This window comes from Gammaproteobacteria bacterium (assembly GCA_015709695.1).
Classification (GTDB): Bacteria; Pseudomonadota; Gammaproteobacteria; order Steroidobacterales.
Map to the genome: position 1 here is coordinate 201979 of CP054183.1, position 26560 is coordinate 228538.

Sequence of the window (26560 nt, forward strand, 5' to 3'; positions counted from 1 at the left end):
GTTGTTGTTGTTTGTGGAGGAGAAGCGGCAATGTTTGAACTGATGGATGCGATGAGCCAGAACGCCGTGATCAAGGTCATCGGCGTCGGGGGTGGCGGCGGCAACGCCGTCAAGCACATGGCCAGCTGCGGTATCGAGGGCGTGGAGTTCATCTGCGCCAACACCGATGCCCAGGCGCTGCGCGGCTCCAATGTCCGCACGGCGCTGCAGATCGGCTGCAACATCACCAAGGGCCTGGGCGCAGGCGCCGATCCGGATGTCGGCCGCCAGGCCGCCATGGAGGACCGCGACCGGATCATCGAGGTGATCAGCGGTGCCGACATGCTGTTCATCACCGCCGGCCTCGGTGGCGGTACCGGAACCGGTGCGGCGCCGGTGGTGGCCCAGGTGGCCAAGGAACTCGGCATCCTGACCGTTGCCGTCGTCACCAGGCCCTTCAAGATGGAGGGGCGCAAGCGCCTCGCCGCGGCCGACCAGGGCATCCATGACCTCGGCAAGTATGTCGATTCGCTGATCACCATCCCCAACGAGAAACTGCTGTCGGTGCTCGGCTCGCAGACCACGCTGCTCGATGCATTCCGTGCCGCCAACGAGGTGCTTCAGGGTGCCGTGCAGGGTATCGCCGAGCTGATCACCCGGCCGGGCCTGATCAACGTCGACTTTGCCGACGTGCGTACCGTGATGGGCGAGATGGGCATGGCGATGATGGGCTCCGGAACCGCCACCGGCCAGGACCGGGCGCGCGAGGCAGCGGAAGCCGCCATCTCCAGCCCGCTGCTCGAGGAAGTGAACCTGCAGGGCGCGCGTGGCATTCTCGTCAACGTCACGGCGGGCATGGACCTGTCGATCGGCGAATTCCATCAGGTGGGCGAGACGGTCAAGCAGTGCGCCTCGGACGACGCCACCGTGGTGATCGGCACGGTCATCGACCCGGAGATGTCCGACGGCATCCGCGTCACCGTGGTCGCCACGGGTCTCGGTCGGCCGGAGGCCATGCGCCAGCCCGAAGTCACGCCGATGCGGGTGGTGCCCCGTGCGGCGGCTGCCGCCGCTCCCGTGGAAGCGACGCAGCCGAGCTACGAGGCCTACGAGCGGCCTGCCCACCGGCGCAGGGCGGTGAACGAGTCGCCGGTCATGGCGGGTCCGGTGACCGAGGCGAACTTCGAAATGCTGGATATCCCGGCCTTCCTGCGGCGCCAGGCGGACTGAGGCTCGAGGGAGGGGTTCGTTGCGACGGCATCACGTCCTGTGCTAACGTGCGCGCGTTGTGTCTGCGATATCCGCTAAGTCAGCAGTTGCCGTCTGGCAAATCAACGACTTACGGAGTACCACAGTGCGCCATTCGAGGACATTCCGGGCTTCGTGAGAGGTCGCGAGCGGGCATCGGTGTGGCACTGATGCGACAGGACCTGGCGCCAGCCGCCGGCCGGTCACTTGCAGCCAGTCCCGGGGAGTAATGCGATGCTGAAGCAGCGAACCCTCAAGACCGCGATCCGCGCCACCGGTATTGGCCTGCATACCGGCCGCAAGGTCTACATGACCCTGCGGCCGGCGGCCGAGAACACCGGCGTCGTGTTCCGTCGCGTCGACCTGGAGCCACCCGCCGATGTGGCAGCCCATGCGCTCAACGTCGGCGAGACGATGCTTGGCACCACGCTGGTGAAGGACTCGGTCAAGGTTGCCACCGTCGAGCACCTGCTGGCCGCGATGGCGGGCCTCGGCATCGACAATGCCTATGTCGACCTCACTGCGCCCGAGGTGCCGATCATGGACGGCAGCGCGGCGCCATTCGTGTTCCTGCTGCAATCGGCCGGCATTGCCGAGCAGGGGGCGCCGAAGCGCTTCATACGCATCCGCAGGCCGGTCCGTGTCGAGGACGGTGACAAGTGGGCGGAATTCCGCCCGTATGCCGGGTTGCGCGTGAACTTCCGCATCGATTTCGATCATGCCGTCTTCAAGCGGCACTCGCAGGAGGCGTCGGTCGATTTCTCCTCGACCTCGTTCCTGAAGGAAGTGAGCCGCGCCCGCACATTCGGTTTCGCCAGGGAAATCGAGGCACTTCGGGCCCGCAACCTGACTCTCGGCGGCAGCATGGGCAACGCCATCGTGCTGGATGATTTCCGCATCCTCAACGAGGACGGGTTGCGGTTCGAGGACGAGTTCGTGAAGCACAAGATCCTCGATGCCATCGGTGACATCTACCTGCTGGGCCATGCGCTCATCGGCGAGTACTCCGGCTTCAAGTCCGGCCACTCGCTGAACAACCAGCTGTGCCGTGCCCTGCTGGCCGAGCGGGATGCCTGGGAACTCGTGACCTTCGAGAACGAGGGCCGCGCTCCCATCTCGTTCCTGGCGCCTGCCGCCGCCGTCTGAGCCGGGCGGGTGCGCTCAGCCGGCCTCGGGGTTCCCCGGGCCTGCTACCCTCACTTCCACGCGCGAGGCGCCCGGCGCCTGCCGTCGTGCGCAGGCAAGCAGGGCATCGGCCTCGAAGCGCAGGCGCGCCGCCCAGGCCGAGCTGGCGGCGAGTACCACGAGGGTGCCGTCGTCGTGCAGCTGCGCAGCCCGCAGCTGGTCCCCCAGCGCCGGGGGCAGCGCCGCGCGCAGGCCATCGGTGAGCCTGGTTGCCGCCGCGGCCCGATCCGCCAGCTCCTGAAGCGGGCCACCCGGGCGGAACACAAGCTCTGATAGGGACTTGGGGGTTTTCCGGGACATCCGTCACGGTCCGCGGCCCGCGCAATGTGAAGCCGCATTCTTGTCTTATATCAAATCGCCCGGCATAGTCGCGTCGGCGATAAGGGCAAACCCGTCGAAAGGCGGGGACGCAAAGCCACCGGTCTACAGGAGCGAATCCTATGATAGCGGGGTTGCCGAACTCGCGGGCGCGTGCGCGCGCCTGCGGCGACGACAGCTTGGGCGCAAGGGCGCAAGCCGGGGATGCCGGCAGCGTCCGCCGTGACAAGAACAGCAACATACGGGACGCAGCGCCCAAGGGGATCCGGCGCATGAATTTCATCATCCTGTGCCGCAGCATGCGCGGTACCCGGCACGTGACCCTGACGCCACCGCTGGCGGCCGGCATGGCCTTGTCGGCCATGGCGCTGCTGGCGGGCTGTTTTGGACTCGGCTTCGGCCTGGCGCGCAGCGTCGGCCACGTTCCAGCCGATGAGCGCATCCTGGAGCTGCAGCAGACCATCGCCGGGCAGCAGGCGGCCGTCGAGCAGGCCCGCGATGCGGCCCGGGACCGGGTCAACGCGCTGGCCATCCGTGTCGCCAGCCTCAATGCCCAGGTGATCCGTCTCAATGCGCTCGGTGGCAGGCTCACCGAGATGGCCAAGCTGGATGATGGCGAATTCGATTTTTCCGCCCCGCCAGGAATCGGCGGACCTGAGGAGCCCGCGGTGAGCCCGGGAGCGGTGGCCGGCCTTGGTGCCGAGCTCGATGACCTGGACGCCCGTCTGGGCCACCAGCAGCGCCAGCTGTCGATCCTGGCGACGCTGCTGGTCGACCGCAAGCTGAACGAGGAGATCCGGCCGCGTGGCCGCCCGGTCAAGGCCGGCTTCATCTCCAGCTATTTCGGTCGCCGCACCGATCCGTTCACCGGCGAACTTCGCGAGCATCGGGGCATCGATTTCGCGGCCAAGGTCGGCACCGAGATCGTGGCGGTTGCCACCGGCGTCGTCACCTGGTCGGGTCCGCGCCAGGGCTACGGCAGCATGGTGGAAGTGACCCACGGCAATGGCTACGTGACCCGCTACGCCCACAATGCCCGCAACCTGGTCCGCGTGGGCGACCATGTGCAGCAGGGCGAGACCATCGCGCTCATGGGTGCCACGGGCCGCGCCACCGGGCCCAACCTCCATTTCGAGGTCTGGCATCGCGGCCGGCCGGTGGATCCGCAGCGCTTCATCCGCCAGGCCACCTGAACCCCGGATTGCTGCGGCGGCATTCCCTCGCATCGAGGCTCCGCGGGCCGCGCGGAGTTGTGCCGAATTCCCCCAAAGGGCCTTAGAATGGGCGCCCCCGAATGTCCGGGGGTGCCGTGTGCGCGCTGCACCGCAGACCGCTGCAATCCGCGAGGCCCGCAAGGCGGCGAGCTGGCAGCCGTGAGGTAGTGCAGCCGGGAGAACCTGACCTTTGTTTGCCAATGTCCTCACCCGCCTGTTCGGCAGCCGCAACCAGCGCCTGCTGCGGCAATACGGCACCGTGGTCGCCCGGGCGAATGCCCTGGAAGACGATTTCCGGAAGCTCAGCGACGAGCAGCTGCGCGCCAAGACCGACGAGTTCCGCGAGCGTTTGCGCAACGGCACCAGCCTCGATGACCTGGTGCCTGAAGCCTTCGCGGCGGTACGGGAAGCCGGGCGCCGTACCCTGGGAATGCGGCATTTCGACGTGCAGCTCGTGGGCGGCCTGGCGTTGCACGAGGGCAAGATCGCCGAGATGCGCACCGGCGAGGGCAAGACCCTGGTGGCGACGCTGCCGGCCTACCTCAATGCGCTGCCCGGCAAGGGCGTGCACCTGGTAACGGTCAACGAGTACCTGGCGCAGCGTGACTCGACGTGGATGGGTCCCGTGTACCGCGCCCTTGGCATGAGCGTCGGCGTCATCCGCAGCAACCAGAGCCGCACGGAGAAGCGCGACGCCTATGGCGCGGACATCACCTACGGCACCAACAACGAGTACGGATTCGACTACCTGCGGGACAACCTCGCCTTTCGGCGCGAGGACCAGATGCAGCGCGAGCTCGCCTACGCCGTTGTCGACGAGGTGGATTCCATCCTCATCGACGAAGCGCGCACACCGCTGATCATCTCCGGGCCATCCGACGAGAACAGCGAGCTGTATGTGCGGATCAACCGGCTGATTCCGTTCCTTGTCCGTCAGGAAGTCGAGGACGGCCCGGGGGATTTCAGCGTCGACGAGAAACTGAAGCAGGTGTTCCTCACCGAGGCGGGGCACCAGAAGGTGGAGGACCTGCTGTCACGCGAGGGCCTGCTGAGCGAAGGTGCCAGCCTCTACGATGCGGCCAACATCCGGCTCATGCATCACCTGACGGCCGGCCTGCGTGCCCACGCCCTGTACAAGCGTGACGTCGACTATATCGTGCGCGACGGCGAGGTGGTGATCGTCGACGAGTTTACCGGCCGCACGCTGGCGGGCCGCCGCTGGTCCGACGGCCTGCACCAGGCGGTCGAGGCCAAGGAAGGCGTGGTGGTCAAGGAGGAGAACCAGACGGTCGCCTCGATCACCTTCCAGAACTATTTCCGCATGTACCAGAAGCTGGCGGGCATGACCGGCACCGCCGACACCGAGGCCTTCGAATTCCAGCAGATCTACGGCCTGGAGGTGGCGGTGATTCCCACGCACCGGCCCATGGTGCGCGCGGACCATGCCGACCTGGTCTACCTGACCGCGAAGGACAAGTTTGCCGCCATCATCGAGGACATCCGCGACTGCCGCAGCCGGCAGCAGCCGGTACTCGTCGGCACCACGTCCATCGAGACCTCGGAACACCTCTCCGGCCTGCTGGCAAAGGACTCGATCCCGCACCAGGTCCTCAACGCCAAGCAGCATGAGCGCGAGGCGCTGATCGTCGCCGACGCCGGGCGGCCGGGGGCGGTCACCATCGCCACCAACATGGCCGGTCGCGGTACCGACATCGTGCTCGGCGGCAACCTGCAGTCCGAGCTGGCGGCACTCGGCGAAGACATCACCGATGCCGAGCGCGAGACCCGTCGCCAGGAGTGGCAGCAGCGTCACGAGGCCGTGCTGGCCTCCGGCGGGCTGCACATCATCGGCACCGAGCGCCACGAATCACGCCGCATCGACAACCAGTTGAGGGGCCGCTCCGGCCGCCAGGGAGACCCGGGTTCGAGCCGGTTCTACCTGGCGATGGAGGACAACTTGATGCGCATCTTCGGTGACCCGGAGCGCACCAAGGCGCTCCTGGCCCGGGTGGGCATGCAGCCGGGCGAGGCGATCGAGAGCCGCATGCTCACCAAGCAGATCGAGCGCGCGCAGCGCAAGGTGGAAGCACACAACTTCGACGCCCGCAAGAACCTGCTGGAATACGACGACGTCGCCAACGACCAGCGCAAGGTCATCTATCAGCAGCGCAACGAGCTGATGGGGGCGGAGGACGTGCTGGATGCCGTCAACGGCATCCGCGACGAGGTCGTCGGCACCATCGTCGAGGAGCACATGCCCCGCGGCAGCATGGAGGAGCAGTGGAACATCCCCGCCCTGCAGCAGGCACTGGAACGTGAGTTCGCGGTGCAGTTGCCCATCGGCGAGTGGCTGGGTCAGGACAGCAAGGTCGACGACGAGGCGGTGCGGCAGCGCGTCGTCGCCGAGGTCGCGGCGGCCTACCAGCGCAAATGCGAGGAGATCGGCCCGGCCATCATGCGTCACCTCGAGAAGACGGTGATGCTCCAGCAGCTCGATCACCACTGGAAGGAGCACCTGGCGGCCATGGACTACCTGCGCCAGGGCATCCATCTGCGCGGTTACGCCCAGCGCAACCCGAAGCAGGAATACAAGCGGGAAGCGTTCGAGATGTTCGGCCAGATGCTCGAGCTGGTGAAGCGCGAAACCGTATCGATCCTGGCGCGCGTGCGCCTGCAGAGCGAGCAGGACGTCGCAGCGGTTGCTGCCACCAGGGAACCTGACGAGCGACGCATGCAGTTCACCCATGCCGAGGCCGCCTCGCCGATGGCGCCGCAGCCGCCGCCGGCGGCTGCGGCCGGCTCGCTGCGCGGCCCCGGCGGGCCGGGACCTCGCCCGCCCCTGCCGGCTCCCGCCGCGGCCGATACCCCGTTCGTGCGCGGTGGCCGCAAGATCGGCCGCAACGAGCCCTGTCCCTGTGGCTCGGGCAAGAAATACAAGCAATGCCACGGGCGCGTGGACTAGGCGAGGAGATCCATGTCGTCGCCGGCGTGCTGCGCAGCCAGGAAGGCCTGGTCCTCATCGCCCGGCGGCCTCGCGGATCGCACATGGCGGGTGGCTGGGAATTCCCGGGTGGAAAGCTCGCGTCTGGCGAAGCGCCGCTGGCCGGCCTGATCCGCGAGCTGCGCGAGGAAATCGGCGTCGAGGTCCTGCTGGCCGAACCGCTGGTGCGCTGCCGCCACGAGTACCCTGATCGCAGGGTGCTGCTCGATGTCTGGGACGTGCTCAGCTACGCGGGGGAGCCCCGCGCCCTGGAAGGCCAGCCTCTGCGCTGGGAAGCCGTGGAACGACTGCCCGGTGTCGGGCTGCTGCCCGCCGACGAGCCGGTGGTGGATGCGCTGCTCGCCCGCCGCGCCCGCTCAGCAGACCGATAGCTGGAAGCGGACGTCGCGCGCCACCTGTACCGGCCGGCCCATCGAGTCCGGCCACTCCATGAAGCGCATCGTGAAGCGGTGATGGCTGCCGCTGATCTCCGGATACATGGCGGTTCCGGCCGGCAGGCCGACCCGCAGCAGGCTCGCGGTGCTCTCGCGGGCCAGCACATGGTGGTAGGCGCCATTGACAGCGACCTGCATGGTCGGCGGCGTGCTCTCCCGCACCAGCCACAGCAGCTCGGCAATGCTGTTGCACAGGGGCTTGATGGTGGACATCCAGCGCTCGACGTCGGCAATGCGGTCGGCGTAGGGCCGCCGCAGCCAGTGGCTGTACTCCGGCAGGTCGAATTCGCAGGCACCGCCGGGGATCGCGCTGCGGTGCTTGATGGCATTGAGGAACTCGCTTTCCCGCAACGGCTGCAGGTACTGCGAGCCCACTGCCACCAGCTCCTCGCGCAGCTGGCGCAGGTTGCGCAGCACGCTTTTCAGCCGGCTGTCGTCCACCGCCGGCATGTTCTGGTAGCGGTCGAAGACATAGAGCTGCCGGTCCAGCTCCTTCAGCACGTCGTTGCGCACGTCACCGCGGTTGAGGATGGTGATCATGTCGAGCAGGCTCAACATCACCGCCCGGGTGCTCCAGGGCGCGGGCTCGCCAACGTGGTACAGGAACTGCTGGTACAGGGCCTCGAGCCGCAGCAAGGTGCGCATGCGCTCGGCCAGCGGCTGCTCGTAGAGCACGGCGGCGGCTGCTGCTGACGGTGCGACCAGCACCTCGGCGGAGGGCGTCATGTCGTGGGCTTCGTTCCCGGTTCGACGAGGAAGACTCGGAATCTGCCGGTATTCTGCGCCAGCGAACCGGGCAGGGCAACGGACAGCGGGCACCGGACTGCCGCGACTCAGCCACCCCCGTCTGCGGACCCGGACCGGGCCGCGAGCGCCAGGTAGCGCTCGTGCAGCTGCATCACCTGTTCGTGCAGCCGGGCGATGTCACCGTCATTGTCGATGATGTCGTCGGCCCGCGCGCGCCGCGTCGCGGGATCGAGTTGTGCATCCAGGATGCGTGCGGCCTGTGCCGGATCCTCCTGGTCGCGCTCCAGCAGGCGGCGACGCTGGGTCTCCGCCGGGCAGTCGACCACCAGTATGCGATCGACGTGGCGATCGAAGCCCGATTCGAGAAGCAGCGGCACCACCAGCAGCTGGTAGGGTCCGCCTGCACGCTGGCATGCGGCCAGGGCGGCCGCCTCGATGCGCGGGTGGGTGATGGCCTCCAGCCGGTGAAGATTTCCGGCATCGGCGAAGGCCAGCGCCCGCATGCGCCGCCGGTCCAGCGCACCGGAGCCGTCCAGCACCTCCCTGCCGAAGGTGGCGACGATCTCCGCCAGGCCGGGGGAGCCCGGCCGCACGACTTCGCGGGCCAGCTCGTCGGTATCGATTACCGGGATACCCAGCCCGGCGAACAGCCTGGCCACGGTGGTCTTGCCGCTGGCGATGCCGCCGGTGAGCCCTATGCGCAGGATCCGCTCCATGGGCTGCCGCGGCGAGCTGGCCGCGCTCAGAGCCCGCTGAAGTGGCGGTAGGCGTCGATGATCGGCTGGCCCCAGAGCAGGGCGACGAAGCCGGCGGCCGCCAGGAAGGGCCCGAAGGGCAGGGGCTGCTGGCTATTGCGACCACGCAGGACCACGAGCGCGATGCCGATGCTGGCACCCACCAGGGCCGACAGCATGATGATCAGCGGCAGCATCTGCCAGCCGAGCCAGGCGCCGAGTGCCGCCAGCAGCTTGAAGTCGCCATGGCCCATGCCTTCCTTGCCCGTGAGCAGGCGAAAGCCATGATAGACCAGCCACAGGCTGAGATAGCCGGCCATGGCGCCGATGACAGCGCTGCGCAGGTCTGCCAGGACCAGATGCCCGGCGGCATCACCGCCGGCAAGGGCGAACAGCAGGCCGGCCCAGGTCAGCGGCAGGGTGATGATGTCGGGCAGGATCTGGTGGTCGAGGTCGATGAATGCCAGGACAATGAGCGACCAGCACAGCAGCAGCGCCCCCATGCCTTCCAGCGACAGGCCGAAGCGCATGGCCACCAGGGCGGAGACCAGGCCCGTGAGGGCCTCGACCGCCGGGTAGCGCAGCGGGATGGGCACCCTGCAGGACGCGCAACGGCCGCGCAGCCACAGCCAGCCCAGCACCGGCACGTTGTGCCGCGCCTTGATCGGCGTCTTGCAGGACGGGCAGCAGGAGCGGGGACTGGCCAGGTTGAATGGCGGCTCTTCGGGAGGCAGCGGCTCGTCGGGCGCAAGCACGAGACGCGCGTCGCGCCGCCAGCCACGCTCCAGCATCACCGGCAGGCGGTAGATGACGACGTTGAGGAAACTGCCGACGACGAGGCCTAGCAGCGCGGCGACGGCGTTGATCAACAAGGCCCCATCGTCCGCGCCGCTGCCGGGTCCGTCAGACCACGGCACCCATCTTGAAGATCGGCAGGTACATGGCCACCACCAGGCCGCCCACCAGCACGCCGAGGATGGCCATGATGAGTGGCTCGAGGAGGCTGCTCATGGCGTCGACGGCGTTGTCGACGTCCGCCTCGTAGAAATCGGCAACCTTGGCCGACATGGAGTCGAGCGAGCCCGATTCCTCGCCCACGGCGATCATCTGGATCACCATGTTGGGGAACATGCCGGTGTTCTCCATGGCTCGTTGCAGCCGCTGGCCGGTTGCCACCTCGTCCTTCATGTCCAGGACGGCCCGCTCGAAGATCACGTTGCCGGTGGCACCTGCCACCGACTGCAGGGCTTCCACCAGCGGCACACCAGCGCTGAACATGGTCGACAGCGTGCGTGCGAAGCGGGCAATGGCCGCCTTGGTGAGGATATCACCGACGATGGGCAGCTTCAGCGCCAGCTTGTCCTGGATCTCGCGCAGCCTGCGCGAGCGCTTGTTCATCTGGATGTAGCCGACCACGGCGCCTGCGAGCAGCAGCAGCAGGTAGATGCCCTTCTCCTGCATGAAATTGGAGAGGTTGATGACCATGCGCGTGAAAGCCGGAAGGTCGGCACCGAAGCCCTTGAAGAGGGCCTCGAACTGCGGGATCACGAAGATCAGCAGGATGGTGGTGACGATAATGGCCACGACGATGACCGCCGTTGGATAGAACAGCGCCTTTTTGATCTTCTTCTTGATGATCTCCGTCTTTTCCTTGTAGGTGGCCACCTTGTCGAGCAGGTTGTCCAGCGAACCGGAATGTTCGCCGACCTCGACCAGGTTGCGATAGAGGTCGTCGAAGTACAGCGGATGCTTGGCCAGGCACTCCGCCAGCGAGGTACCGCCCTCGAGGTCCTGCTTGACGGAGAGGATCAGCTTCTGCATCGCAGGGTTGTCATGGCCCGCGCCGACGATCTCGAAGGCCTGCACCAGCGGGATGCCCGCCTGCAGCATGGTGGCGAGCTGGCGGCTGAAGAGGGCGATGTCGCCCGCGGTCACCTTGCCCTTGCCCTTGAACAGGGTGGACTGCTTCCTGATCTTGACCGGGACGACGCCCTGCTTGCGCAATTCGGCGCGCACCGCCACCTCGGTGGCCGCCACGCTCTTGCCGCGTACCCGGTTGCCCCGGCTGTCGGTGCCTTCCCACAGGAAGGCGGCCTGCTTGGTGGCTATGCTCTGTGCCATGACCGCACCATGACCGTTTCTGGCCGATCTCGGGAAACATCGGCCCGTTCACCCAATCTTACGGTCCCGTCGCGCGCCCGCCGGGACCTGTCCCGCAGAAAATCAATCAATCGTAACCCGGTTGATCTCTTCCAGGCTGGTAACCCCGTCCTTGACTTTCTGCAGCGCGGAGCGACGCAGGTCCCAGATTCCATCCTTGCTGGCCTGCTCGGCGATCTCCTGGGCGCTGCCGCCTTCGAGGATGATGCGCGAGATGGATTCGGTGATGGGCATCACCTGATAGATGCCGACCCGGCCCTTGTAGCCGTCCGTGCAGGCCTTGCAGCCCACCGGGCCATAGATGCGCAGCCCGCCGTGCACATCGTGCGTCGTGAAGCCCTCCTGGAGCAGGGCCTCCTCCGGAATATCCTTGATTTCCTTGCAGCTTTCACACAGGCGCCGGGCCAGGCGCTGGGCGATGATCAGGTGCACGGAACTGGCGATGGCGTAGGGCTTCACGCCCATGTCCACCAGCCTGGAGAGCGTTTTCGGCGCATCGTTGGTGTGCACCGTGGAGAGCACCAGGTGACCGGTCTGGGCCGCCTTGATGGCGATCTCGGCGGTTTCCAGGTCGCGGATCTCGCCGACCATGATCACGTCCGGGTCCTGGCGCAGGAAGGCCCGCAGGGCGGCCGCGAAGGTCAGCCCCACCTTGGGGTTGACGTTGACCTGGTTGACGCCCGGCATGTTGATTTCCGCCGGATCCTCCGCGGTCGAGATGTTGCGGTCCTCGGTGTTGAGGATGTTGAGGCCCGTGTAGAGCGAGACGGTCTTGCCGCTGCCGGTGGGGCCGGTGACCAGGATCATGCCGTAGGGCTTGGCCAGCGCATCCAGATACGCCTTCTTCTGCTGCTCCTCGTAGCCCAGCGCATCGATACCGAGCTTGGCGCTGCTGGGGTCGAGGATGCGCAGTACCACCTTCTCGCCGAACAGCGTCGGGCAGGTGTTGACGCGGAAGTCGATGGCGCGGTTCTTCGACAGCTTCATCTTGATGCGCCCGTCCTGCGGCAGTCGGCGCTCGGCGATGTCCAGGCGCGCCATGACCTTCAGGCGCGCCACGACCTTCGATGACAGCGCCAGCGGCGGGGCCGCCACCTGCTTGAGCACGCCGTCGAGGCGGGTGCGGACGCGATAGATCTTTTCGTAAGGCTCGAAATGGATATCCGAGGCGCCGCGCTTGATGGCATCGAGCAGCACCTTGTTCACGAAGCGCACCACGGGTGCGTCCACCGTGTCGTCGCGGCCTGGTTCGTCGACAGCGTCCTCGTCGCCGCCGGTGACCTCGAGGCTTTCCAGGTCGAAGTCGTCGTCCGCCATGTTGCTCATGGAGGTGTCGACGGCATCCAGGGTCCTGGAGACGATCTGCTCGAGCTTGTTCTGTTCCACCACGACCGGGTCCACCCGGAAGCTGGTCTGGAACTTGATCTCGTCTATCGCCTGCAGGTTGGTCGGGTCCGCCATGCCGAGGAACAGCCGCTTGCTCCGCAGCAGGAGCGGCAGCACCCGGTGCTTGGCCAGCAGCTGGCGGTCCACCGACTTGAAGGCGTCGAGGTCGGTTTCCATGGCATCGAGATCGAGCAGGGGGATGCCGAACTCGCTGGCTGCGGCGATGGCTATCTGGCGCGGATCGGCCAGGTTGCGGGACACGAGGTAGGGCACCAGGCCGCCCGGGTCGGCCTTGCTGGCCTGAATGGCCTGCACGATGGTTTCCTCGGCGACGATGCCGTCCTGGACCAGGCGCCGCGACAGGCCGGAGAGGGGCGATGAGGTAGGGCTGACGGCCATGTGTCCTGGCGGCGGGCGTTCCCTGGGGCTCGAATCGCGACAGTATACCGTCTTATCCCGTGGACGCCGCCAGCGCAACCGGTCGTGGTGCGCACAACACGCACAAAAAGGAGAGGGGGCCGAAGCCCCCTCTCCCGGGTCTCGAGAAACCGGCGATTACGGACGGCAGGCGGCAGGCAGGTACTTGTTCAGCATGCCGGCCGACGGCGCCGCGTAGGCCGCGGTGGCGCCACCGCCAGCCGTACCCAGGAGGGCCGTATTGGCGGGAGCAGCCGCATTCCCGCAGCGCCAGACGACGCTCAGGTCGGCAGACTCATACGGGGTCAGGCTGAGGGTCTCGCCACCGATCACCGAGTTGGCGCTGTTGCCATAGGTGATGGTGATGGTGCCGTTGGCAACGTCGACCTGCGTGACGTAATTGCCGCTGGTGTCCGTCGCCGTCGCCGTCATGCCCGCGGCAGCGCGGTCGGCCGGGGCCTGGCCCCTGTTGGCGAAGGACTCGGCCACCGCCGCCTTGGCGGAGGCAGCCAGCGTGAGCCCTTCGGTCACCTGCGAGCGAATGGTGTAGTCCTGGTACGCCGGGATGGCGATGGCGGCCAGGATGCCGATGATGGCGACCACGATCATCAGCTCGATGAGCGTGAAGCCCTTCTGGATCGTCTTCATGGTGTGATGCTCCTGTTTCAAGTGGTGGCAATGCGAATGGCAAAAGACCATTTCGGGTGGAGTGAGTGCAAGGGCTGTGCCACCCGCACGGTCGATGGCGCAAGTGCCGGTACCACAAGGATTTGCCGCCTGCATTAAGACAGGCTGCCAAGTCCCCTCGACATAATGAATGGGCTGGCGCCGCTGGCGGGTGACGTACTGCGTCAGGATGTGACCATCCTGGTCAGCCGGGCTGCGGCCGCTCACTCCATGCCGAGCTTGCCCATCCGGTAGCGCAGGGCCCGGAGCGTCAGGCCCAGCTGCCTCGCGGCGGCGGTCTTGTTGAAGCGATTGGCCTCCAGCGCCTTCTGGATGGCTTCGCGCTGCACCGAGTCGATGCGCTCGCCGAGGCCGCTGGCGTTGCTGGCGGCCAGGTCAGCCGTGCTGGCATGGATCTGGATGTCCTCGGCCGCGATGTCGCCTTCGGCAGAGAGTGCCACCGCGCGCTCGACGATGTTTTCCAGCTCGCGGACATTGCCCGGGAAGGCATAAGCGGCAAGTTTCGCGGCGGCTTCCGCCCTCAGCTTCGGCACCGGGACGCCCAGGTCGCGCGCCTGGCGCTCCAGGAGGTGGTGGGTCAGCAGCAGCACGTCGCTGCCCCGTTCCCGCAGGGGAGGAACCCGCAGCTCGATGACGTTGATGCGGTAGAACAGGTCCTCGCGGAACTGGCCGGCAGCCACCAGCGCGCGCAGGTCCTTGTGCGTGGCCGAGAGGATACGCACGTCGACCGCCACTTCCTGCGGCTGGCCGATCGGCCGGATGGTCTTCTCCTGGATGACCCGCAGCAGCTTCACCTGCATGGGCAGCGGCAGCTCGGCGATCTCGTCGAGGAACAGCGTGCCGCCGTCGGCGCCCTGGAACAGGCCCGGCTTGTCGGCTACCGCTCCGGTGAAGGAGCCCTTGCGATGCCCGAAGAACTCGCTCTCCATGAGCTCGCCGGGAATGGCGCCGCAGTTCACCGGCATGAAGGGTCCCGCGGCGCGCGCGCCCAGGTCGTGGATCATGCGCGCCACCAGTTCCTTGCCGGTGCCCGATTCGCCGGTGATGTGCACCGGGGCCTGGCTGCGCGCCACGCGGGTGATCATCTCGCGCAGCTTCTGCATGGGTGCCGATTCCCCCAGCAGTCGTGCGCGGCCGGCGGGCGCCGCCGGCTCGACGCTGGAGAGCTTCAGCGCGTTGGCGACCAGCTTGCGCAGGTTGGCGAGGTCCAGCGGCTTGGAGATGAAGTCGAAGGCGCCGGACTTGAGTGCCCGCACCGCCGTCTCCACGTTGCCATGCGCGGTGATCACCGCCACCGGGGTGCGCAGCCCCGAGGCCTGCATCCAGGCGACGAGGTCGAGGCCGTCGCCATCGGGCAGGCGCATGTCGGTGAGGCAGAGCTGGAAATCGCCGCCGCGGAGCTGGGCCTTGGCGGTGGCAATGTCGCCGCAGGCGCGGCTGTCGATGTCCATGCGTTGCAGGGTGATGGTCAGCAGCTCGCGGATGTCGGGCTCGTCGTCCACCACCAGCGCCAGGGGCCTGCTCATGCGTCACTCCCCCAGCGTGCCGGGTCGGCGAAGACGATGCGGAAGAGGCTGCCGCCACCCTTGCGCGATTCGAGGATGAGCGCCGCGCGGTTGCACTCGCAGAGCTCCCGGGAGATGAACAGCCCGAGGCCGGTGCCACCGGCGGGGCCGGTGGCGAACGGCTCGAACACGCGGTCGATGAGCGATTCGTGGATGCCGGGGCCGCGGTCGGCGACCTCCAGGTACGGCCGGCGGCTGCCGGGCATGCGGCCCCAGGACAGCTCCACGGCGATGCCGCCCGCGGCCTCGCTGGCGTACTTCACCGCGTTCTCGCACAGGTTCCACACCACCTGGTGCAGATGGCCGGGATCCATGCGCACCTCGACATCCTCGCTGGTGACGGCCGCCACCTGGCCCTCGAACAGCTCGAGGGTGGTGGTGAATTCGGTGACGAAGGCGCTGGTCCAGCTGCGCAGCGACAGCAGTTGCGGCTTGCTTTCCTCGCGGCGCGACAGCTGCAGGATGTTGTCGACGATGTCGCTGACGCGGCGGGAATTGGTGCGGATGATCTGCAGCAGGCGGCGCTCCTCCGGGCCGATGGCCGGTGATTCCTCGAGGAGCTGGCCCGCATGGCTCATGGCGCCGACCGGGTTGCGCACCTCGTGGGCGATGCTGGCGGTGAGGCGCCCCAGGGCCGCGAGCTTCGACTGCTGCACCTTCTCCGCCAGCAGCCCCGCGTCCTCGAGGAAGATCAGCACCGGGCCGTCCTCTCGGCCCTCCAGCGGCGCCAGGTAGCTGTTGACCTGGGTGCTGCCATCCGCCGAGACGAAGGTCGGCAGCTGGCGGCGCGAGTCCTCGCCGCGGCGCCAGCCTTCCAGCAGGCGCGCGAGTTCGGGCGAGATGCGCCGCAGCGGCTGGCCGGTGGCCTGGGTCCGCACACCCAGCTGCTCGGCTGCCGGCTGGTTCATCAGGCGCACGTGGTCGGCGGCGTCCACCACGACGATGCTCTCGCGCAGGTTGCGGATGATGTACTCGTTGAGCTGGGCCATGTTGGCGAGGTCGATGCCCCGCTGGTGCGCCAGTGCCTCGCTTTCCTCCAGGCGCCTGGCCAGCGGAAAGGCGGCGGCGGCGATGGCGAAGATCACCGCGCCGAGCATGCCGGCGGCGATGAAGTCGTTGACCGGCGCCAGCCGCTGGGAGAAGGCCAGCGTCTGCTCCAGCAGCACCGCCAGCGTGGCGATGGCAGCTGCCAGGAAGGCATGGCGCCCGGACAGGGTCAGGGCGGCGGCGCCGACGAATACCACCAGCAGGCCGCCTATGCCGCTGCGGATGCCGGCGCCGGTGTGGATCAGCACGACGATGGCCACGATGTCGAGGAAGAGCAGCGCGGGAACGCGCAGCGGGCCGGCGATCGGCTGGCGGCGCTGGTAGACGAGGATGGCGATGGCGGCCAGCGAATAGAGCGCGGCGGTGCCGCGGAATTCCCCGGGCAGCCGCTCGTTGAGCAGCGGCGCATCACCGGAAACCAGCGACACGGCCAGCAGGGCCAGGCCGACGAGCACGCGGAACACCGCGACCAGGCGCACGACGCGACGCGAGGCGTCGGGGGCGAGTGACCGGGTAGCCTCGCCCGCCGCCCGGAACGGGGCCGGTATGGTTTGCTCGGAAATGGCCATCGGGTCTTCCGCGAAGAAAGGGGATTATGTCGGATCGGCAGGGTGCAGTCGTGACCGGCTTCACACTGCGGGTCGTCGGGCCGGTTCGCCGCGGCGCGTTTGACTAAACCCCGGATTCCCCCACAATACGCGCACTTGCAGCCAAGGCGCGCGCTCCACCCATGAACCTGCACGAATACCAGGCCAAGCAGCTGTTCTCACGCTACCGCATCCCGGTCACCCGGGGCGAGGTGGCCGCCACTCCCGCCCAGGCCAGCGCCGCAGCCGACCGGCTCGGCGGTGGCCTCTGGGTGGTCAAGGCCCAGGTGCACGCGGGTGGTCGCGGCAAGGCGGGTGGCGTGAAGCTCGCCCGCAGCGCCGAGGAGGTGCGGGCCGCCGCCGCCGGCATGATCGGCTCCCGCCTGAAGACCAAGCAGACCGGCGCGGCGGGCCTGCCGGTCAACCTCGTGTTCGTCGAGGTGGGCAGCAGCATCCAGCGCGAGCTCTACCTCTCGCTGCTGGTGGACCGCAACCGCCAGCGGGTGTCCTTCCTGGCCTCGGCGGCCGGCGGCATGGACATCGAGGAGGTCGCGGCGAAGACCCCGGAGAAGATCCTCAGCACCGCCGTGCATCCGGCTGCGGGCCTGCAGGCCTACCAGGTGCGCCAGATGGGCTACGCGCTGGGCCTCGACAACGACCAGATCAAGCAGTTCATCGACATCTGCCAGAAGCTCTACCGCCTGTTCTGCGACTGCGACGCCAGCCTGATCGAGGTCAATCCGCTGATCGTCACCGCCGAGGGCAACCTGCTGGCTCTGGATGCCAAGATCAACATCGAGGACAACGCGCTGTTCAGGCGCGCCGAACTGCAGGCCATGCGCGATCCCTCGCAGGAAGACGAGATGGAACGGCGGGCCGCCGAGCATGACCTCAACTACGTCTCGCTCGACGGCAACATCGCCTGCATGGTCAATGGCGCCGGGCTCGCCATGGCCACCATGGACCTCATCAAGCTCCACGGCGGGGAGCCGGCGAACTTCCTCGACGTCGGTGGCGGCGCCACGCCCGAACGGGTGGCGGCGGCGTTCAAGCTGATCCTCAGCAACCAGGCCGTGCGCGCCATCCTCGTCAACATCTTCGGCGGCATCGTGCGCTGCGACCTCATCGCCGAGGGCATCATCCAGGCGGTGCGCGAGGTGAGCGTCAAGGTGCCGGTGGTGGTGCGCCTCGAGGGCACCAACGTCGAGCAGGGACGCAAGCTGCTGGCGCAGAGCGGCCTGGACATCACCGCCGCCGCCGATCTCACCGATGCCGCGCGCAAGGTCGTGGCCGCAGCCGGGATCCAGTCATGAGCATCCTCGTCAACCGCAATACCCGCGTCATCTGCCAGGGCCTCACCGGCCGGCAGGGCCAGTTCCATGCGCAGCAGTGCCTGGAGTACGGCACGCAGGTCGTTGCCGGCGTCACGCCCGGACGTGGCGGCGAGAGCCACCTCGGCCTGCCGGTATTCGACACCATGCCGGAGGCGGTCAGGGCCACCGGCGCCACCGTCAGCGTGATCTTCGTGCCGGCCCCGGCCGCCGCCGATGCCATCCTCGCCGCGGCCGATGCCGGCATCGAGCTCGTGGTGTGCATCACCGAGGGCATCCCGGTCCAGGACATGGTGAAGGTCAAGGCCGTGCTCGGCGACTACCGCTGCCGCCTCATCGGCCCGAACTGCCCGGGCATCATCACCCCGGGCGAGTGCAAGATCGGCATCATGCCCGGCTTCATCCACAAGCCCGGCCGCATCGGCATCGTCTCGCGCTCGGGCACGCTGACCTACGAGGCGGTCTACCAGACCACCAGCATCGGCCTCGGCCAGAGCACCTGCGTCGGCATCGGCGGCGACCCGATCCGCGGCATGAACTTCATCGACTGCCTGGCGCTGTTCCAGGACGACCCGCAGACCGAGGGCATCATCATGGTGGGCGAGATCGGTGGCAGCGACGAGGAGGCCGCCGCCCGCTACATCCGTGACCACGTCACCAAGCCGGTGGTGGCCTACATCGCCGGGGTGACCGCGCCCGCGGGCAAGCGCATGGGCCACGCGGGCGCCATCATCTCCGGAGGCGCCGGCACCGCGGAAGCCAAGTACGCCGCGCTCGAGGAGGCCCATGTGCGCGCCGTGCGCTCGCCGGCCGAACTCGGCCAGGCCATGAAGGAGCTCCTCGGCTGACGGACAAGGTGCCGGTGTTACGGTTTCGGTAACTCCCTCTCCGGACCACGGTGCAAGCGGGGCGAGGCATGCAAGGGCAGCGGCAGACCGAAACCGTATGACCGGCACCTTCAATGTCAGCTTCGCGCAGGTCAACCTGCTGGTTGGCGACGTGCCCGGCAATGTCCGGCGGATCACCGCCGCCATCGCCGCGGCGCGCGAAGCGGGTGCCGACCTCGTGGTGTTTCCCGAGCTGGCGCTCTGCGGCTATCCGCCCGAGGACCTGCTGCTCCACGGCGGCCTGCGTCGCCAGGTGGCCAACGCCCTCGCGGAAGTGCGCGCAGCGGCCACCGGCATTGCGGTTCTGGTGGGCTACCCCGAGTATGCCGGGGGCGCGGTCTACAACGCCGCCGCGCTTCTCGCCGACGGCCGGCTCCTCGCCAACTATCGCAAGCAGTTGCTGCCCAACTACAGCGTCTTCGACGAGAAGCGCTACTTCCAGCCGGGCGACGGCCCGGTGGTCGCCACGCTGTCCGGCGTGCGCATCGGCATCGGCATCTGCGAGGACCTGTGGACGGCCGGCCCCTGCCTCGCCCTGCGGGACGCCGGTGCCGAGCTCATCGTCGTGCCCAACGGCTCGCCCTTCGAGGTGGGCAAGCAGGCGCAGCGCGAAGCCGTGCTGGCCGGGCGCGCGCGCGAGACCGGCCTGCCCATCGCCTACGCCAACCTCGTGGGCGGGCAGGACGAGCTGGTATTCGACGGCGGCTCCTGCCTGGTGGATGCCGGCGGCAGCGTGCGCATGCGCGCGCCGGCCTTCGAGGCCGGCCTTTACTCCTGTGCATTGGCACGCAGCGACGGGCGCCTGCAGGCACTGCCAGGGCAGGTCGAGCCGCTGCTCGCCGACGATGCCAGCGTCTACGGCGCGCTGGTGCTCGGTGTGCGCGACTACGTCGGCAAGAACGGTTTCCGAGGCGCCGTCCTCGGCCTTTCCGGCGGCGTCGACTCCGCCCTCACCCTGGCCATCGCCGTCGATGCGCTGGGTGCGCCGGCACTGCAGGCGGTGATGATGCCCTACCGCTACACCGCCGCCATCAGTCTCGAGGATGCGCAGGCCCAGGCCCGTGCCATGGCGGTGGACTACGAGGTGATCCCCATCGAGGCCATGGTGGGCACGGCGCGTGCGGCGCTGGCGGAACTGTTTGCCGGCAGGCCCGAGGACACCACCGAGGAGAACCTGCAGTCGCGCTGCCGCGGCATGCTGCTCATGGCCATTTCCAACAAGACCGGCCGCATGGTGCTCGCCACCGGCAACAAGAGCGAGATGGCCGTGGGCTATGCCACGCTCTACGGCGACATGGCCGGCGGCTTCGCGCCCATCAAGGACTGCACCAAGTCGCGTGTCTACCGCCTGGCCAGGTACCGCAACGGCATCGGGGCAGTGATTCCGGAGCGCGTCATCACCCGGGAGCCTTCCGCGGAGCTGCGTCCCGGCCAGAAGGACAGCGACTCGCTGCCACCCTATGCGGTGCTGGACCCGATACTCGATGCGCTGATGCTGGAGAACCGCTCGGTGGCCGACATCTCCGCCGCGGGTTTCGACCCGGCGGTGGTGGCGCGCGTCGTGGAGATGGTGCGGCGCGCCGAGTACAAGCGTCGCCAGGCCGCCCCGGGTGTGCGCATCAGCAGCCGCGCCTTCGGCCGTGACTGGCGCTATCCGATCACCTCGGGATACCGCTGACCGGCTGCCGCTGCCGCACTACCAGAAGCGGTACCAGGGCTTCTCTTCTTCCTTCGCCTGCTTGCTGGCGGCCTCGGGGAAATTGGCGGCCAGCACCTCGCGGCTGCTGTCGGCGAGGTCGGTCATGCCCAGCGCCCGGTAGGAATCGATGATGATGCGCAGCGATTCGGCGACCGCGGGTGCGCCGTCGTAGCTTTCCATGGTGAACCTGGCGCGGTCGAGCGAGGCGAGATAGGCGCCGCGCTTGTAGTAATAGCGGGCCACGTCGTTCTCGTATTCGGCCAGCCGCTCGCGCAGGAACACCATGCGCTGGCGCGCGTCGGGCGCATACCGGCTCTTCGGGTAGCGCTGCACCAGCTGCGCGAACGCCGAGAAGGACTCGCGCACCTTGTCCGGCGGCCGGCGCGCCAGGTCCACGTCGAAGAACCGGTAGATGGCGTTCGACTGCCCCGTGAAGTTGGCGAGACCGCGCATGTACAGCGCGTAGTCCACGCGCGGATGCGTCGGATTCTCGCGCTCGAACTGGCTCGCGGAATCGATGGCGGATTCCGGTTCGCCGTTCATGTAGTAGCAATAGATCAGGTCGAGCTGGCCCTGCTTGGCCTGGTTGCTGAACGGAAAGCGCGCGGCCAGCGTCTCGTAATAGGTGATGGCATTGCGGAAGTTGCCGCTGTCCATGGCCGACTGCGCCCTGTCGTAGAGCTGGTCGGCGCCGGACTTCATGTCGCGCTCGTTGTCGCTGGCGCAGCCGGCCAGGGCCAGCAGGGCCAGCAGCAGCAAGGCCGGCAGGCGCAGGCGGGGCATGACGGCTGACAGGGACAAGGCGCGGGTACCTTTGCGGGGATGGCCTGGGTTCGAGGCTGCGCAGTATAGCCCACGGCCGCCGGGCGCTGACGGCCGGCGGTCCGCATACAATCTGCACACCATGGACGTCATCCACCACAACGTCAGCATCCCGGAGGAGCAGGCCGGCCGGCGCCTGGACCAGGCCCTGGCGGAACTCCTGCCGGATTATTCGCGCTCGCGGATCAAGGAGTGGATCCTCGGCGGCTGCGTGCTGCTCGACGGCGCTGCTGCGGAGCCGCGCACCCGGGTCGCTACCGGCCAGCAGGTCGACCTGCGGGCCAGCGTGCAGGCCCGGACGGCCGTGGCGGCGCAGGACGTGCCCTTCGAAGTGGTGCACGAGGACGACGATGTCCTGGTGGTGCTCAAGCCCGCCGGCCTGGTGGTCCACCCGGGCGCCGGGAACCCGGACGCGACGCTGGAAAACGGCCTGCGACGGCACGCCCCGGCACTGGCGGCCCTGCCGCGCAGCGGCCTGCTTCATCGCCTCGACAAGGACACCAGCGGCCTGGTGCTCGTGGCGAAGACGCTGGCGGCCCACACGCGGCTGACCCGCGACCTGCAGGAGCGGGAGATCACGCGCGAATACCGGGCCGTGGTCAACGGCGTCATGACCGCCGGCGGCACCGTGGATGCGCCCATCGGCCGGCATCCGACGCAGCGCATCCGCATGGCTGTCACCGGCGGCGGACGGCCTGCCGTCACGCACTACCGGGTACTGGCCCGCTTCGTCGCGCACAGTTTCATCGCGGTGAGGCTGGAGACCGGGCGCACCCACCAGATCCGCGTGCACATGGCCCATATCGGCTACCCGATCCTCGGCGACCCGACCTATGGTGGCCGGCCGCGCATTCCGGCCGGCGCGGCGCCCGGATTGATCGAGGCCCTGCGCGGCTTCCGGCGCCAGGCGCTGCATGCCTGCGCCATCCGCTTCTGCCACCCGGCCAGCGGCGAGTGGCTGGAGTTCGCCGCGCCCCTGCCGGCGGATATGCGCTCGGTGCTCGCGGCACTGGCCGGCTCCACCACGGCGGCCGCGAAGCTGGAAGCGCTGGCATGGCCCAGGGCGCTGTGACCGGTATCGAGCTGGTCGAGCCGGACTGGCCCGCGCCCCGGCGGGTGCGGGCGGTGGCGACCACGCGCCGCGGTGGCGTCAGCAGGGGTGTGCATGCCAGCCTCAACCTCGGCGACCACGTCGGGGATGACCCGGCTGCGGTGGCGGAGAATCGCCGCCGCCTGGCGCATGCGCTGGGCCTGGCCACCGCGCCGTGCTGGTTGCGCCAGGTGCACGGCACCGCGGTGGCCGATGCTGGCGGCGCGGGGCTGCTGCCGCAGGCCGATGCCATGGTCGCATCGATGCCCTCTGCAGCCTGCGTGGTCCTGACCGCCGATTGCCTGCCCGTGCTGTTCTGCGACGCGGCCGGCAGCCGGGTCGCCGCGGCCCACGCGGGCTGGCGCGGGCTGGCTGCCGGGGTGCTGGAAGCCACGGTGGCGGCACTGGTGGCGAGCGGCGTGCAGGCCGGCGACCTGCTGGCCTGGATCGGCCCGGCCATCGGCAAGGCGGCCTATGAAGTCGGCGACGAGGTCCGCACCGCATTCCTCGCCGGCGATCCGCGGGCCGCCAGCGGCTTCACGGCCAATGCAGGCGGCCGCTGGCAGCTCGACCTGCCGGGTCTCGCCCGGCAGCGGCTCGCGGCGGCGGGCGTCCGCCGCGTCTACGGTGGCAGTCTGTGCACCCACGCCGACCCGCAGCGCTTCTTCTCCCATCGCCGCGACGGGAACTGCGGCCGCCAGGCCACGCTGGTCTGGCTCGAAGAATAATTGGTGCCAGTAATTGGTGCCTGACATATTTTTCCCGGTTCCGCCCTGGTCATGACGACGCCACAGGCCGAGGATGAGACGATCGATGCGGGCGAGTTCGGCGCATGGCTGCTGGCCACGCTGGCCTGCCTGCGTGGCGACGGCGGGGCCGAGGTTCCCTGTGGCGACTGCGTCGGTTGCTGCGTGTCGTCCTATTTCATTCCGCTGCGCCCCGGGGACCATGCGGCCCGCGCGAGGGTGCCGCCCGCCGCGCTCGTCGATGCCCCGGGGCAGGAAGCCGGCCACCTCATGCTCGGCTACGGGCCTACGGGCGAATGCCCGATGCTCGACGCCGGACGCTGCAGCATCTACGCCGACCGGCCGCAGACCTGCCGCGACTACGATTGCCGGATCTTCGCCGCCGCTGGCATCGAGGCCGGAGGGCCGGAACGGCGCGTCATCAACCAGCGTGTCCGTGCCTGGCGCTTCAGCTACCGGGATGACGATGCGCGGCGGGCCCACGCTGCCGTGCGCGCCGCCGCTGCCTTCATCCGCGACCGCTGGCAGGCCTTCCCCGGCCACTGCGCGCCCACAGCACCCACCGGCATCGCCGTGCTGGCGCTGAAGGCTCACGCCGTGTTCCTCGATGCCGCGACCACCTCCCGCCCGGACACCGAAACCGCGCGAGCCATCATCCGCGCGTAGCGGTGCCGGTGTTACGGTTTCGGTTGCGCCAGGCCATCGCCGGGTACCGCCGCGGGCCCGGCGGAGGCCGGTAATGCAGTTCCGTGGCTGCCATCTCCCGGTCAGGGCAGCCCCAGGCGCAGCAGCGCATCCGCAACCCGCTGCCTGGCTGTTTCGACCCGTATCGGGAACGCACGGAAGAAGTCCTGCCGGGTCAGCGCCGGGTTGCGCTCGCGCACATTGGCTGCCCAGGCGACGGCGCGGGCGTGGTCCCCGGCGAGGCTGTGGGCGGCGGCGGCGATCATGGCGATCAGCACATGCGCGCCCGGCGATCGCGCCGCCCGCTCGGCCCAGGCCGCGGCCTCGGCATCCTCGCCCAGCACCGTGTGCGTGAAGGCGCGGGTGCCCAGCATCGCGTAGTACAGCGGATCGAGAGGACTCAGGCGCATCGCCAGGTCCACATGGCGGCGGCCGTCGATTCCCTGCCCCGCCAGCGTCTCGGTCCAGGCCCGTGCGTAGATGCCCTGCGCATAGTTGGGACTGATCGCCGTCGCCCGCTCGAGCCAGGCGAGCGCGCTCGCGAGGTCGCCATCGAGCCAGAAGCTGCGCCCCATGGTGAAACTGACGAAGGGATCCAGCGGATCGAGCTCGTGGCCACGCTCGGCGAAACGCCGCGCGAGGCGGGTCTCGCCCGCGACGTCGTTCGAGTGGCGCATGAACGCCGTCTGGAAATGCACGAACGACAGGCCGGCATGCGCGCGCGCGAAGCGCGGATCCAGCGCTACCGCCTGCTGGAACAGCGCGGTCGCGGCCGCGTTGTCCTCGCGGTTGAAGCGGTACATGTGCTGCAGGCCAAGGTGATAGGCCGACCAGGCGTCGAGATTGCCGATCGCCGTGGATCGCGCCAGCGCGGCCTCGTGCAGCGGGATCTGCACCTCCAGCGAGGCGAGGATCTGTGCGCCGATGTCGGCCAGCAGCTGGTCCACGTCATCGATCGCCCGGGAGAAGCGTTCGGCCCAGACGATGCCGTCGTTGCGGGTATCGACGAGGCTGGCCGCGACGCCCAAGCGGGTGCCGGCGACTTCGACCGTTCCGTGCAGGCAGTAGCGCACGCCGAGCACACGGCCGATGGCGCCGATGTCCGCATCCGGCTCGCGCAGGCGGAAGGCGGAACCACGGGCGGTGACGAACAGCCAGCGCAGGCGCGCCAGGTCGATGATCAGCTCGTCCGCCAGCGCGTCGCCGATGGCCGCGTACGGCCCCGGGCTGCCGGCGAGACGAAACGGCAGCACGGCGATCGACGGCCTGGCCATCTCCGTCGCAGGCAGCACGTCGCCGTGGCCCGCCGTCGCAGCCGGGCCGTTGCCCGGCGCCATGGCGGTACCGCGCAAGACGCTGGCCTCGGCGACGAAGCGGAAACCCTTCCTCTGCACCGTGCGGATGAAGCGCTGCGCCTTGCCGTCGTCACCCAGTGCCTGGCGCACCGACTTGATGCGGCTGGCGACGGCCGCATCGGACACCACGCGCCCATCCCATACCTTCTCGATGATCTCGTCGCGGGACAGCAGGCGTTCGCGGTTCTCGACCAGCAGCGCGAGCAGGGCGAAGACCTGCGGTTCCAGCGGCCGGACCCCGCCATTGGCGCGCAGCTCCGCCCTGGCGATGTCCAGCTCGAAGCCGGCGAAGCGGTAGATCATGGGGATGCAGCATAGCCCGCACCCGGGCAAAGTCCCAGAAATCTCCATGACTTCTCCATGGGATGTCCAAGCATCCGCGGCCGCGAACCGCCACGCTGGCATCACGGGCGACGGAATGGTTCCGGCGCCGGCAACCAGCCTGGAAGGAGAAGCGACATGCCACTGGTCACCATCGACGTCATCAAGGACGCCTTCACGCCGAAGCAGAAGCGCGAGCTCATCGACAAGGTCACCAAGGCGATGATCGAGGTCGAGGGCGAGAACATGCGCCCGGTCACCTGGGTCCGCATCAAGGAGTTCGAGGGCGGGGACTGGGCCATCGGCGGCAAGGCCCTCGCGGCATCGGACGTCCACGCACTCGCCGCCGGCAGGGCGGCCTGAGCAGCCCCGGGGGCACCGGCGGCTCTGGCGCAGGTGCTCCCGGGAATCCCCCTGACAAGCCTGAATGAGGAGCATGACATGTCTGAAAAGCACACCGGTGGTTGCTTCTGCGGTGCCGTGTCGGTGGAAGTCACCGGCACCCCGGAGGCGATGGGCTATTGCCATTGCGAATCCTGCCGGTCCTGGTCGGCCGGCCCGGTCAATGCCTTCACGCTGTGGAAGCCGGCCAACGTCAGGATCACCCGGGGCGCCGGGTTCGTCGGCCGCTACAACAAGTCGGGGAGCAGCGACCGCCAGTACTGCACGCGCTGTGGCGGCCACCTGCTCACCGAGCATCCGGCGCTAGGCCTGACCGACGTCTTCGCGGCGACGATCCCCGCCGTGCCGTTCAGGCCCGGCGTCCACGTCAACTACGCGGAAGCCGTGCTGCGGATCCGCGACGGGCTGCCGAAACTCAGGGACTTCCCGGCGGAGCTGGGTGGCTCGGGTCAGATGCTGCCGGAATAGTCGCGGTGCGCCGTCCTGGCCGCCCGCGCGCCAGCCGTTGAAAATC

24 protein-coding genes and 1 riboswitch are annotated in these 26560 nt (G+C 68.6%); of the genes, 13 read left to right on the forward strand and 11 right to left on the reverse strand.

Annotated elements, in window-relative coordinates:
• Positions 1-30: 30 nt before the first annotated feature.
• Together ftsZ and HRU81_01045 are read left to right on the forward strand one after the other, a co-directional pair.
• Positions 31-1209, forward strand: coding sequence for a cell division protein FtsZ (ftsZ, locus tag HRU81_01040; protein QOJ30804.1), 1179 nt, complete (start codon positions 31-33; stop codon positions 1207-1209).
• A gap of 252 nt (positions 1210-1461) precedes the next feature.
• Positions 1462-2373, forward strand: coding sequence for a UDP-3-O-acyl-N-acetylglucosamine deacetylase (locus HRU81_01045; protein ID QOJ30805.1), 912 nt, complete (start codon positions 1462-1464; stop codon positions 2371-2373).
• A gap of 15 nt (positions 2374-2388) precedes the next feature.
• Here HRU81_01045 and HRU81_01050 read toward each other — a convergent pair whose 3' ends face one another.
• Complete coding sequence (locus HRU81_01050) at positions 2389-2712, reverse strand: DUF721 domain-containing protein (GenBank protein ID QOJ30806.1); 324 nt, start codon at positions 2710-2712, stop codon at positions 2389-2391.
• Between the two features lie 74 nt (positions 2713-2786).
• Positions 2787-2872: riboswitch (cyclic di-GMP riboswitch) on the forward strand.
• A 130-nt stretch (positions 2873-3002) separates the two neighbouring features.
• Here HRU81_01050 and HRU81_01055 point away from each other — a divergent pair.
• From HRU81_01055 to mutT, 3 genes are all read left to right on the forward strand, one after another.
• Positions 3003-3923, forward strand: a complete 921-nt coding sequence (locus HRU81_01055) for a peptidoglycan DD-metalloendopeptidase family protein (protein QOJ30807.1) — start codon at positions 3003-3005, stop codon at positions 3921-3923.
• A 211-nt stretch (positions 3924-4134) separates the two neighbouring features.
• A complete protein-coding gene (gene secA, locus HRU81_01060; GenBank protein QOJ30808.1) occupies positions 4135-6906 on the forward strand; it encodes a preprotein translocase subunit SecA in 2772 nt (923 codons plus the stop codon).
• Positions 6885-7316: an 8-oxo-dGTP diphosphatase MutT gene (gene mutT / locus HRU81_01065; protein QOJ30809.1), complete on the forward strand. Its 432-nt coding sequence runs from the start codon at positions 6885-6887 to the stop codon at positions 7314-7316. Before secA ends, mutT begins: the two co-directional genes overlap by 22 nt.
• On the opposite strand, the gene zapD is transcribed toward mutT, so the two are convergent.
• The 8 genes from zapD to HRU81_01105 form a co-directional block, all read right to left on the reverse strand.
• The gene (gene zapD, locus HRU81_01070; GenBank protein QOJ30810.1) at positions 7302-8105 is read right to left on the reverse strand and encodes a cell division protein ZapD; all 804 of its coding nucleotides are present in this window, start codon (positions 8103-8105) and stop codon (positions 7302-7304) included. The genes mutT and zapD overlap by 15 nt on opposite strands.
• A gap of 107 nt (positions 8106-8212) precedes the next feature.
• Positions 8213-8842: a dephospho-CoA kinase gene (locus tag HRU81_01075; protein ID QOJ30811.1), complete on the reverse strand. Its 630-nt coding sequence runs from the start codon at positions 8840-8842 to the stop codon at positions 8213-8215.
• Positions 8843-8868: 26 nt separating this feature from the next.
• Complete coding sequence (locus HRU81_01080; GenBank protein ID QOJ30812.1) at positions 8869-9777, reverse strand: prepilin peptidase; 909 nt, start codon at positions 9775-9777, stop codon at positions 8869-8871.
• Positions 9764-10882: a type II secretion system F family protein gene (locus tag HRU81_01085; protein QOJ33228.1), complete on the reverse strand. Its 1119-nt coding sequence runs from the start codon at positions 10880-10882 to the stop codon at positions 9764-9766. Before HRU81_01085 ends, HRU81_01080 begins: the two co-directional genes overlap by 14 nt.
• A gap of 201 nt (positions 10883-11083) precedes the next feature.
• Entirely contained in the window at positions 11084-12805 is a 1722-nt protein-coding gene (gene pilB, locus HRU81_01090; GenBank protein ID QOJ30813.1) for a type IV-A pilus assembly ATPase PilB, read from the reverse strand.
• Positions 12806-12961: 156 nt separating this feature from the next.
• Positions 12962-13471, reverse strand: a complete 510-nt coding sequence (locus tag HRU81_01095; protein QOJ30814.1) for a pilin — start codon at positions 13469-13471, stop codon at positions 12962-12964.
• Positions 13472-13713: 242 nt separating this feature from the next.
• The gene (locus HRU81_01100; GenBank protein QOJ30815.1) at positions 13714-15036 is read right to left on the reverse strand and encodes a sigma-54-dependent Fis family transcriptional regulator; all 1323 of its coding nucleotides are present in this window, start codon (positions 15034-15036) and stop codon (positions 13714-13716) included.
• Positions 15033-16691, reverse strand: a complete 1659-nt coding sequence (locus HRU81_01105; GenBank protein QOJ30816.1) for a PAS domain-containing protein — start codon at positions 16689-16691, stop codon at positions 15033-15035. The genes HRU81_01100 and HRU81_01105 overlap by 4 nt, the downstream gene beginning before the upstream one ends.
• Positions 16692-16852: 161 nt before the next feature.
• Between HRU81_01105 and sucC the strand changes: the two genes are divergently transcribed.
• The 3 genes from sucC to HRU81_01120 all read left to right on the forward strand — a co-directional run bounded on the left by sucC (position 16853) and on the right by HRU81_01120 (position 20605).
• Positions 16853-18022 carry an ADP-forming succinate--CoA ligase subunit beta gene (gene sucC, locus HRU81_01110; protein QOJ30817.1) on the forward strand — a complete coding sequence of 390 codons (1170 nt, stop codon included), beginning with the start codon at positions 16853-16855 and terminating at the stop codon, positions 18020-18022.
• Positions 18019-18888 (forward strand): succinate--CoA ligase subunit alpha, encoded by an 870-nt coding sequence (gene sucD / locus HRU81_01115; GenBank protein QOJ30818.1) that lies wholly within the window; start codon positions 18019-18021, stop codon positions 18886-18888. The genes sucC and sucD overlap by 4 nt, the downstream gene beginning before the upstream one ends.
• 97 nt (positions 18889-18985) lie before the next feature.
• Positions 18986-20605, forward strand: a complete 1620-nt coding sequence (locus tag HRU81_01120) for an NAD+ synthase (protein ID QOJ30819.1) — start codon at positions 18986-18988, stop codon at positions 20603-20605.
• A gap of 18 nt (positions 20606-20623) precedes the next feature.
• Here the strand turns inward: HRU81_01120 and HRU81_01125 are convergent, their stop codons facing one another.
• Positions 20624-21409: an outer membrane protein assembly factor BamD gene (locus HRU81_01125; GenBank protein QOJ30820.1), complete on the reverse strand. Its 786-nt coding sequence runs from the start codon at positions 21407-21409 to the stop codon at positions 20624-20626.
• Positions 21410-21530: 121 nt separating this feature from the next.
• Between HRU81_01125 and rluD the strand changes: the two genes are divergently transcribed.
• From rluD to HRU81_01140, 3 genes are read left to right on the forward strand one after another with little or no spacing between them, the layout of a single operon-like run.
• Positions 21531-22520, forward strand: coding sequence for a 23S rRNA pseudouridine(1911/1915/1917) synthase RluD (rluD, locus tag HRU81_01130; GenBank protein ID QOJ30821.1), 990 nt, complete (start codon positions 21531-21533; stop codon positions 22518-22520).
• Positions 22502-23266 (forward strand): peptidoglycan editing factor PgeF, encoded by a 765-nt coding sequence (pgeF, locus tag HRU81_01135; protein QOJ30822.1) that lies wholly within the window; start codon positions 22502-22504, stop codon positions 23264-23266. Before rluD ends, pgeF begins: the two co-directional genes overlap by 19 nt.
• A 51-nt stretch (positions 23267-23317) precedes the next feature.
• Positions 23318-23950, forward strand: coding sequence for a YkgJ family cysteine cluster protein (locus HRU81_01140; GenBank protein ID QOJ30823.1), 633 nt, complete (start codon positions 23318-23320; stop codon positions 23948-23950).
• Positions 23951-24051: 101 nt separating this feature from the next.
• Here HRU81_01140 and HRU81_01145 read toward each other — a convergent pair whose 3' ends face one another.
• Positions 24052-25626, reverse strand: a complete 1575-nt coding sequence (locus HRU81_01145; protein ID QOJ30824.1) for a winged helix-turn-helix domain-containing protein — start codon at positions 25624-25626, stop codon at positions 24052-24054.
• A gap of 156 nt (positions 25627-25782) precedes the next feature.
• On the opposite strand from HRU81_01145, the gene HRU81_01150 reads away from it, so the two are divergent.
• Entirely contained in the window at positions 25783-26007 is a 225-nt protein-coding gene (locus HRU81_01150; protein QOJ30825.1) for a tautomerase family protein, read from the forward strand.
• Between the two features lie 78 nt (positions 26008-26085).
• Entirely contained in the window at positions 26086-26514 is a 429-nt protein-coding gene (locus tag HRU81_01155; GenBank protein QOJ30826.1) for a GFA family protein, read from the forward strand.
• Positions 26515-26560: the final 46 nt, after the last annotated feature.

Bases quoted from the DNA above. Each gene is read 5' to 3' on its own strand.
- sucD (QOJ30818.1), top strand. From the start codon at position 18,019: ATGAGCATCCTCGTCAACCGCAATACCCGCGTCATCTGCCAGGGCCTC.
- HRU81_01145 (QOJ30824.1), bottom strand. From the start codon at position 25,626: ATGATCTACCGCTTCGCCGGCTTCGAGCTGGACATCGCCAGGGCGGAG.
- HRU81_01105 (QOJ30816.1), bottom strand. From the start codon at position 16,691: ATGGCCATTTCCGAGCAAACCATACCGGCCCCGTTCCGGGCGGCGGGC.
- HRU81_01095 (QOJ30814.1), bottom strand. From the start codon at position 13,471: ATGAAGACGATCCAGAAGGGCTTCACGCTCATCGAGCTGATGATCGTG.
- pgeF (QOJ30822.1), top strand. From the start codon at position 22,502: ATGGCCCAGGGCGCTGTGACCGGTATCGAGCTGGTCGAGCCGGACTGG.
- HRU81_01155 (QOJ30826.1), top strand. From the start codon at position 26,086: ATGTCTGAAAAGCACACCGGTGGTTGCTTCTGCGGTGCCGTGTCGGTG.
- sucC (QOJ30817.1), top strand. From the start codon at position 16,853: ATGAACCTGCACGAATACCAGGCCAAGCAGCTGTTCTCACGCTACCGC.
- HRU81_01125 (QOJ30820.1), bottom strand. From the start codon at position 21,409: ATGCCCCGCCTGCGCCTGCCGGCCTTGCTGCTGCTGGCCCTGCTGGCC.
- rluD (QOJ30821.1), top strand. From the start codon at position 21,531: ATGGACGTCATCCACCACAACGTCAGCATCCCGGAGGAGCAGGCCGGC.
- HRU81_01140 (QOJ30823.1), top strand. From the start codon at position 23,318: ATGACGACGCCACAGGCCGAGGATGAGACGATCGATGCGGGCGAGTTC.
- HRU81_01075 (QOJ30811.1), bottom strand. From the start codon at position 8,842: ATGGAGCGGATCCTGCGCATAGGGCTCACCGGCGGCATCGCCAGCGGC.
- HRU81_01055 (QOJ30807.1), top strand. From the start codon at position 3,003: ATGAATTTCATCATCCTGTGCCGCAGCATGCGCGGTACCCGGCACGTG.
- pilB (QOJ30813.1), bottom strand. From the start codon at position 12,805: ATGGCCGTCAGCCCTACCTCATCGCCCCTCTCCGGCCTGTCGCGGCGC.
- HRU81_01150 (QOJ30825.1), top strand. From the start codon at position 25,783: ATGCCACTGGTCACCATCGACGTCATCAAGGACGCCTTCACGCCGAAG.
- HRU81_01120 (QOJ30819.1), top strand. From the start codon at position 18,986: ATGACCGGCACCTTCAATGTCAGCTTCGCGCAGGTCAACCTGCTGGTT.
- HRU81_01050 (QOJ30806.1), bottom strand. From the start codon at position 2,712: ATGTCCCGGAAAACCCCCAAGTCCCTATCAGAGCTTGTGTTCCGCCCG.
- HRU81_01100 (QOJ30815.1), bottom strand. From the start codon at position 15,036: ATGAGCAGGCCCCTGGCGCTGGTGGTGGACGACGAGCCCGACATCCGC.
- ftsZ (QOJ30804.1), top strand. From the start codon at position 31: ATGTTTGAACTGATGGATGCGATGAGCCAGAACGCCGTGATCAAGGTC.
- HRU81_01045 (QOJ30805.1), top strand. From the start codon at position 1,462: ATGCTGAAGCAGCGAACCCTCAAGACCGCGATCCGCGCCACCGGTATT.
- zapD (QOJ30810.1), bottom strand. From the start codon at position 8,105: ATGACGCCCTCCGCCGAGGTGCTGGTCGCACCGTCAGCAGCAGCCGCC.
- mutT (QOJ30809.1), top strand. From the start codon at position 6,885: ATGCCACGGGCGCGTGGACTAGGCGAGGAGATCCATGTCGTCGCCGGC.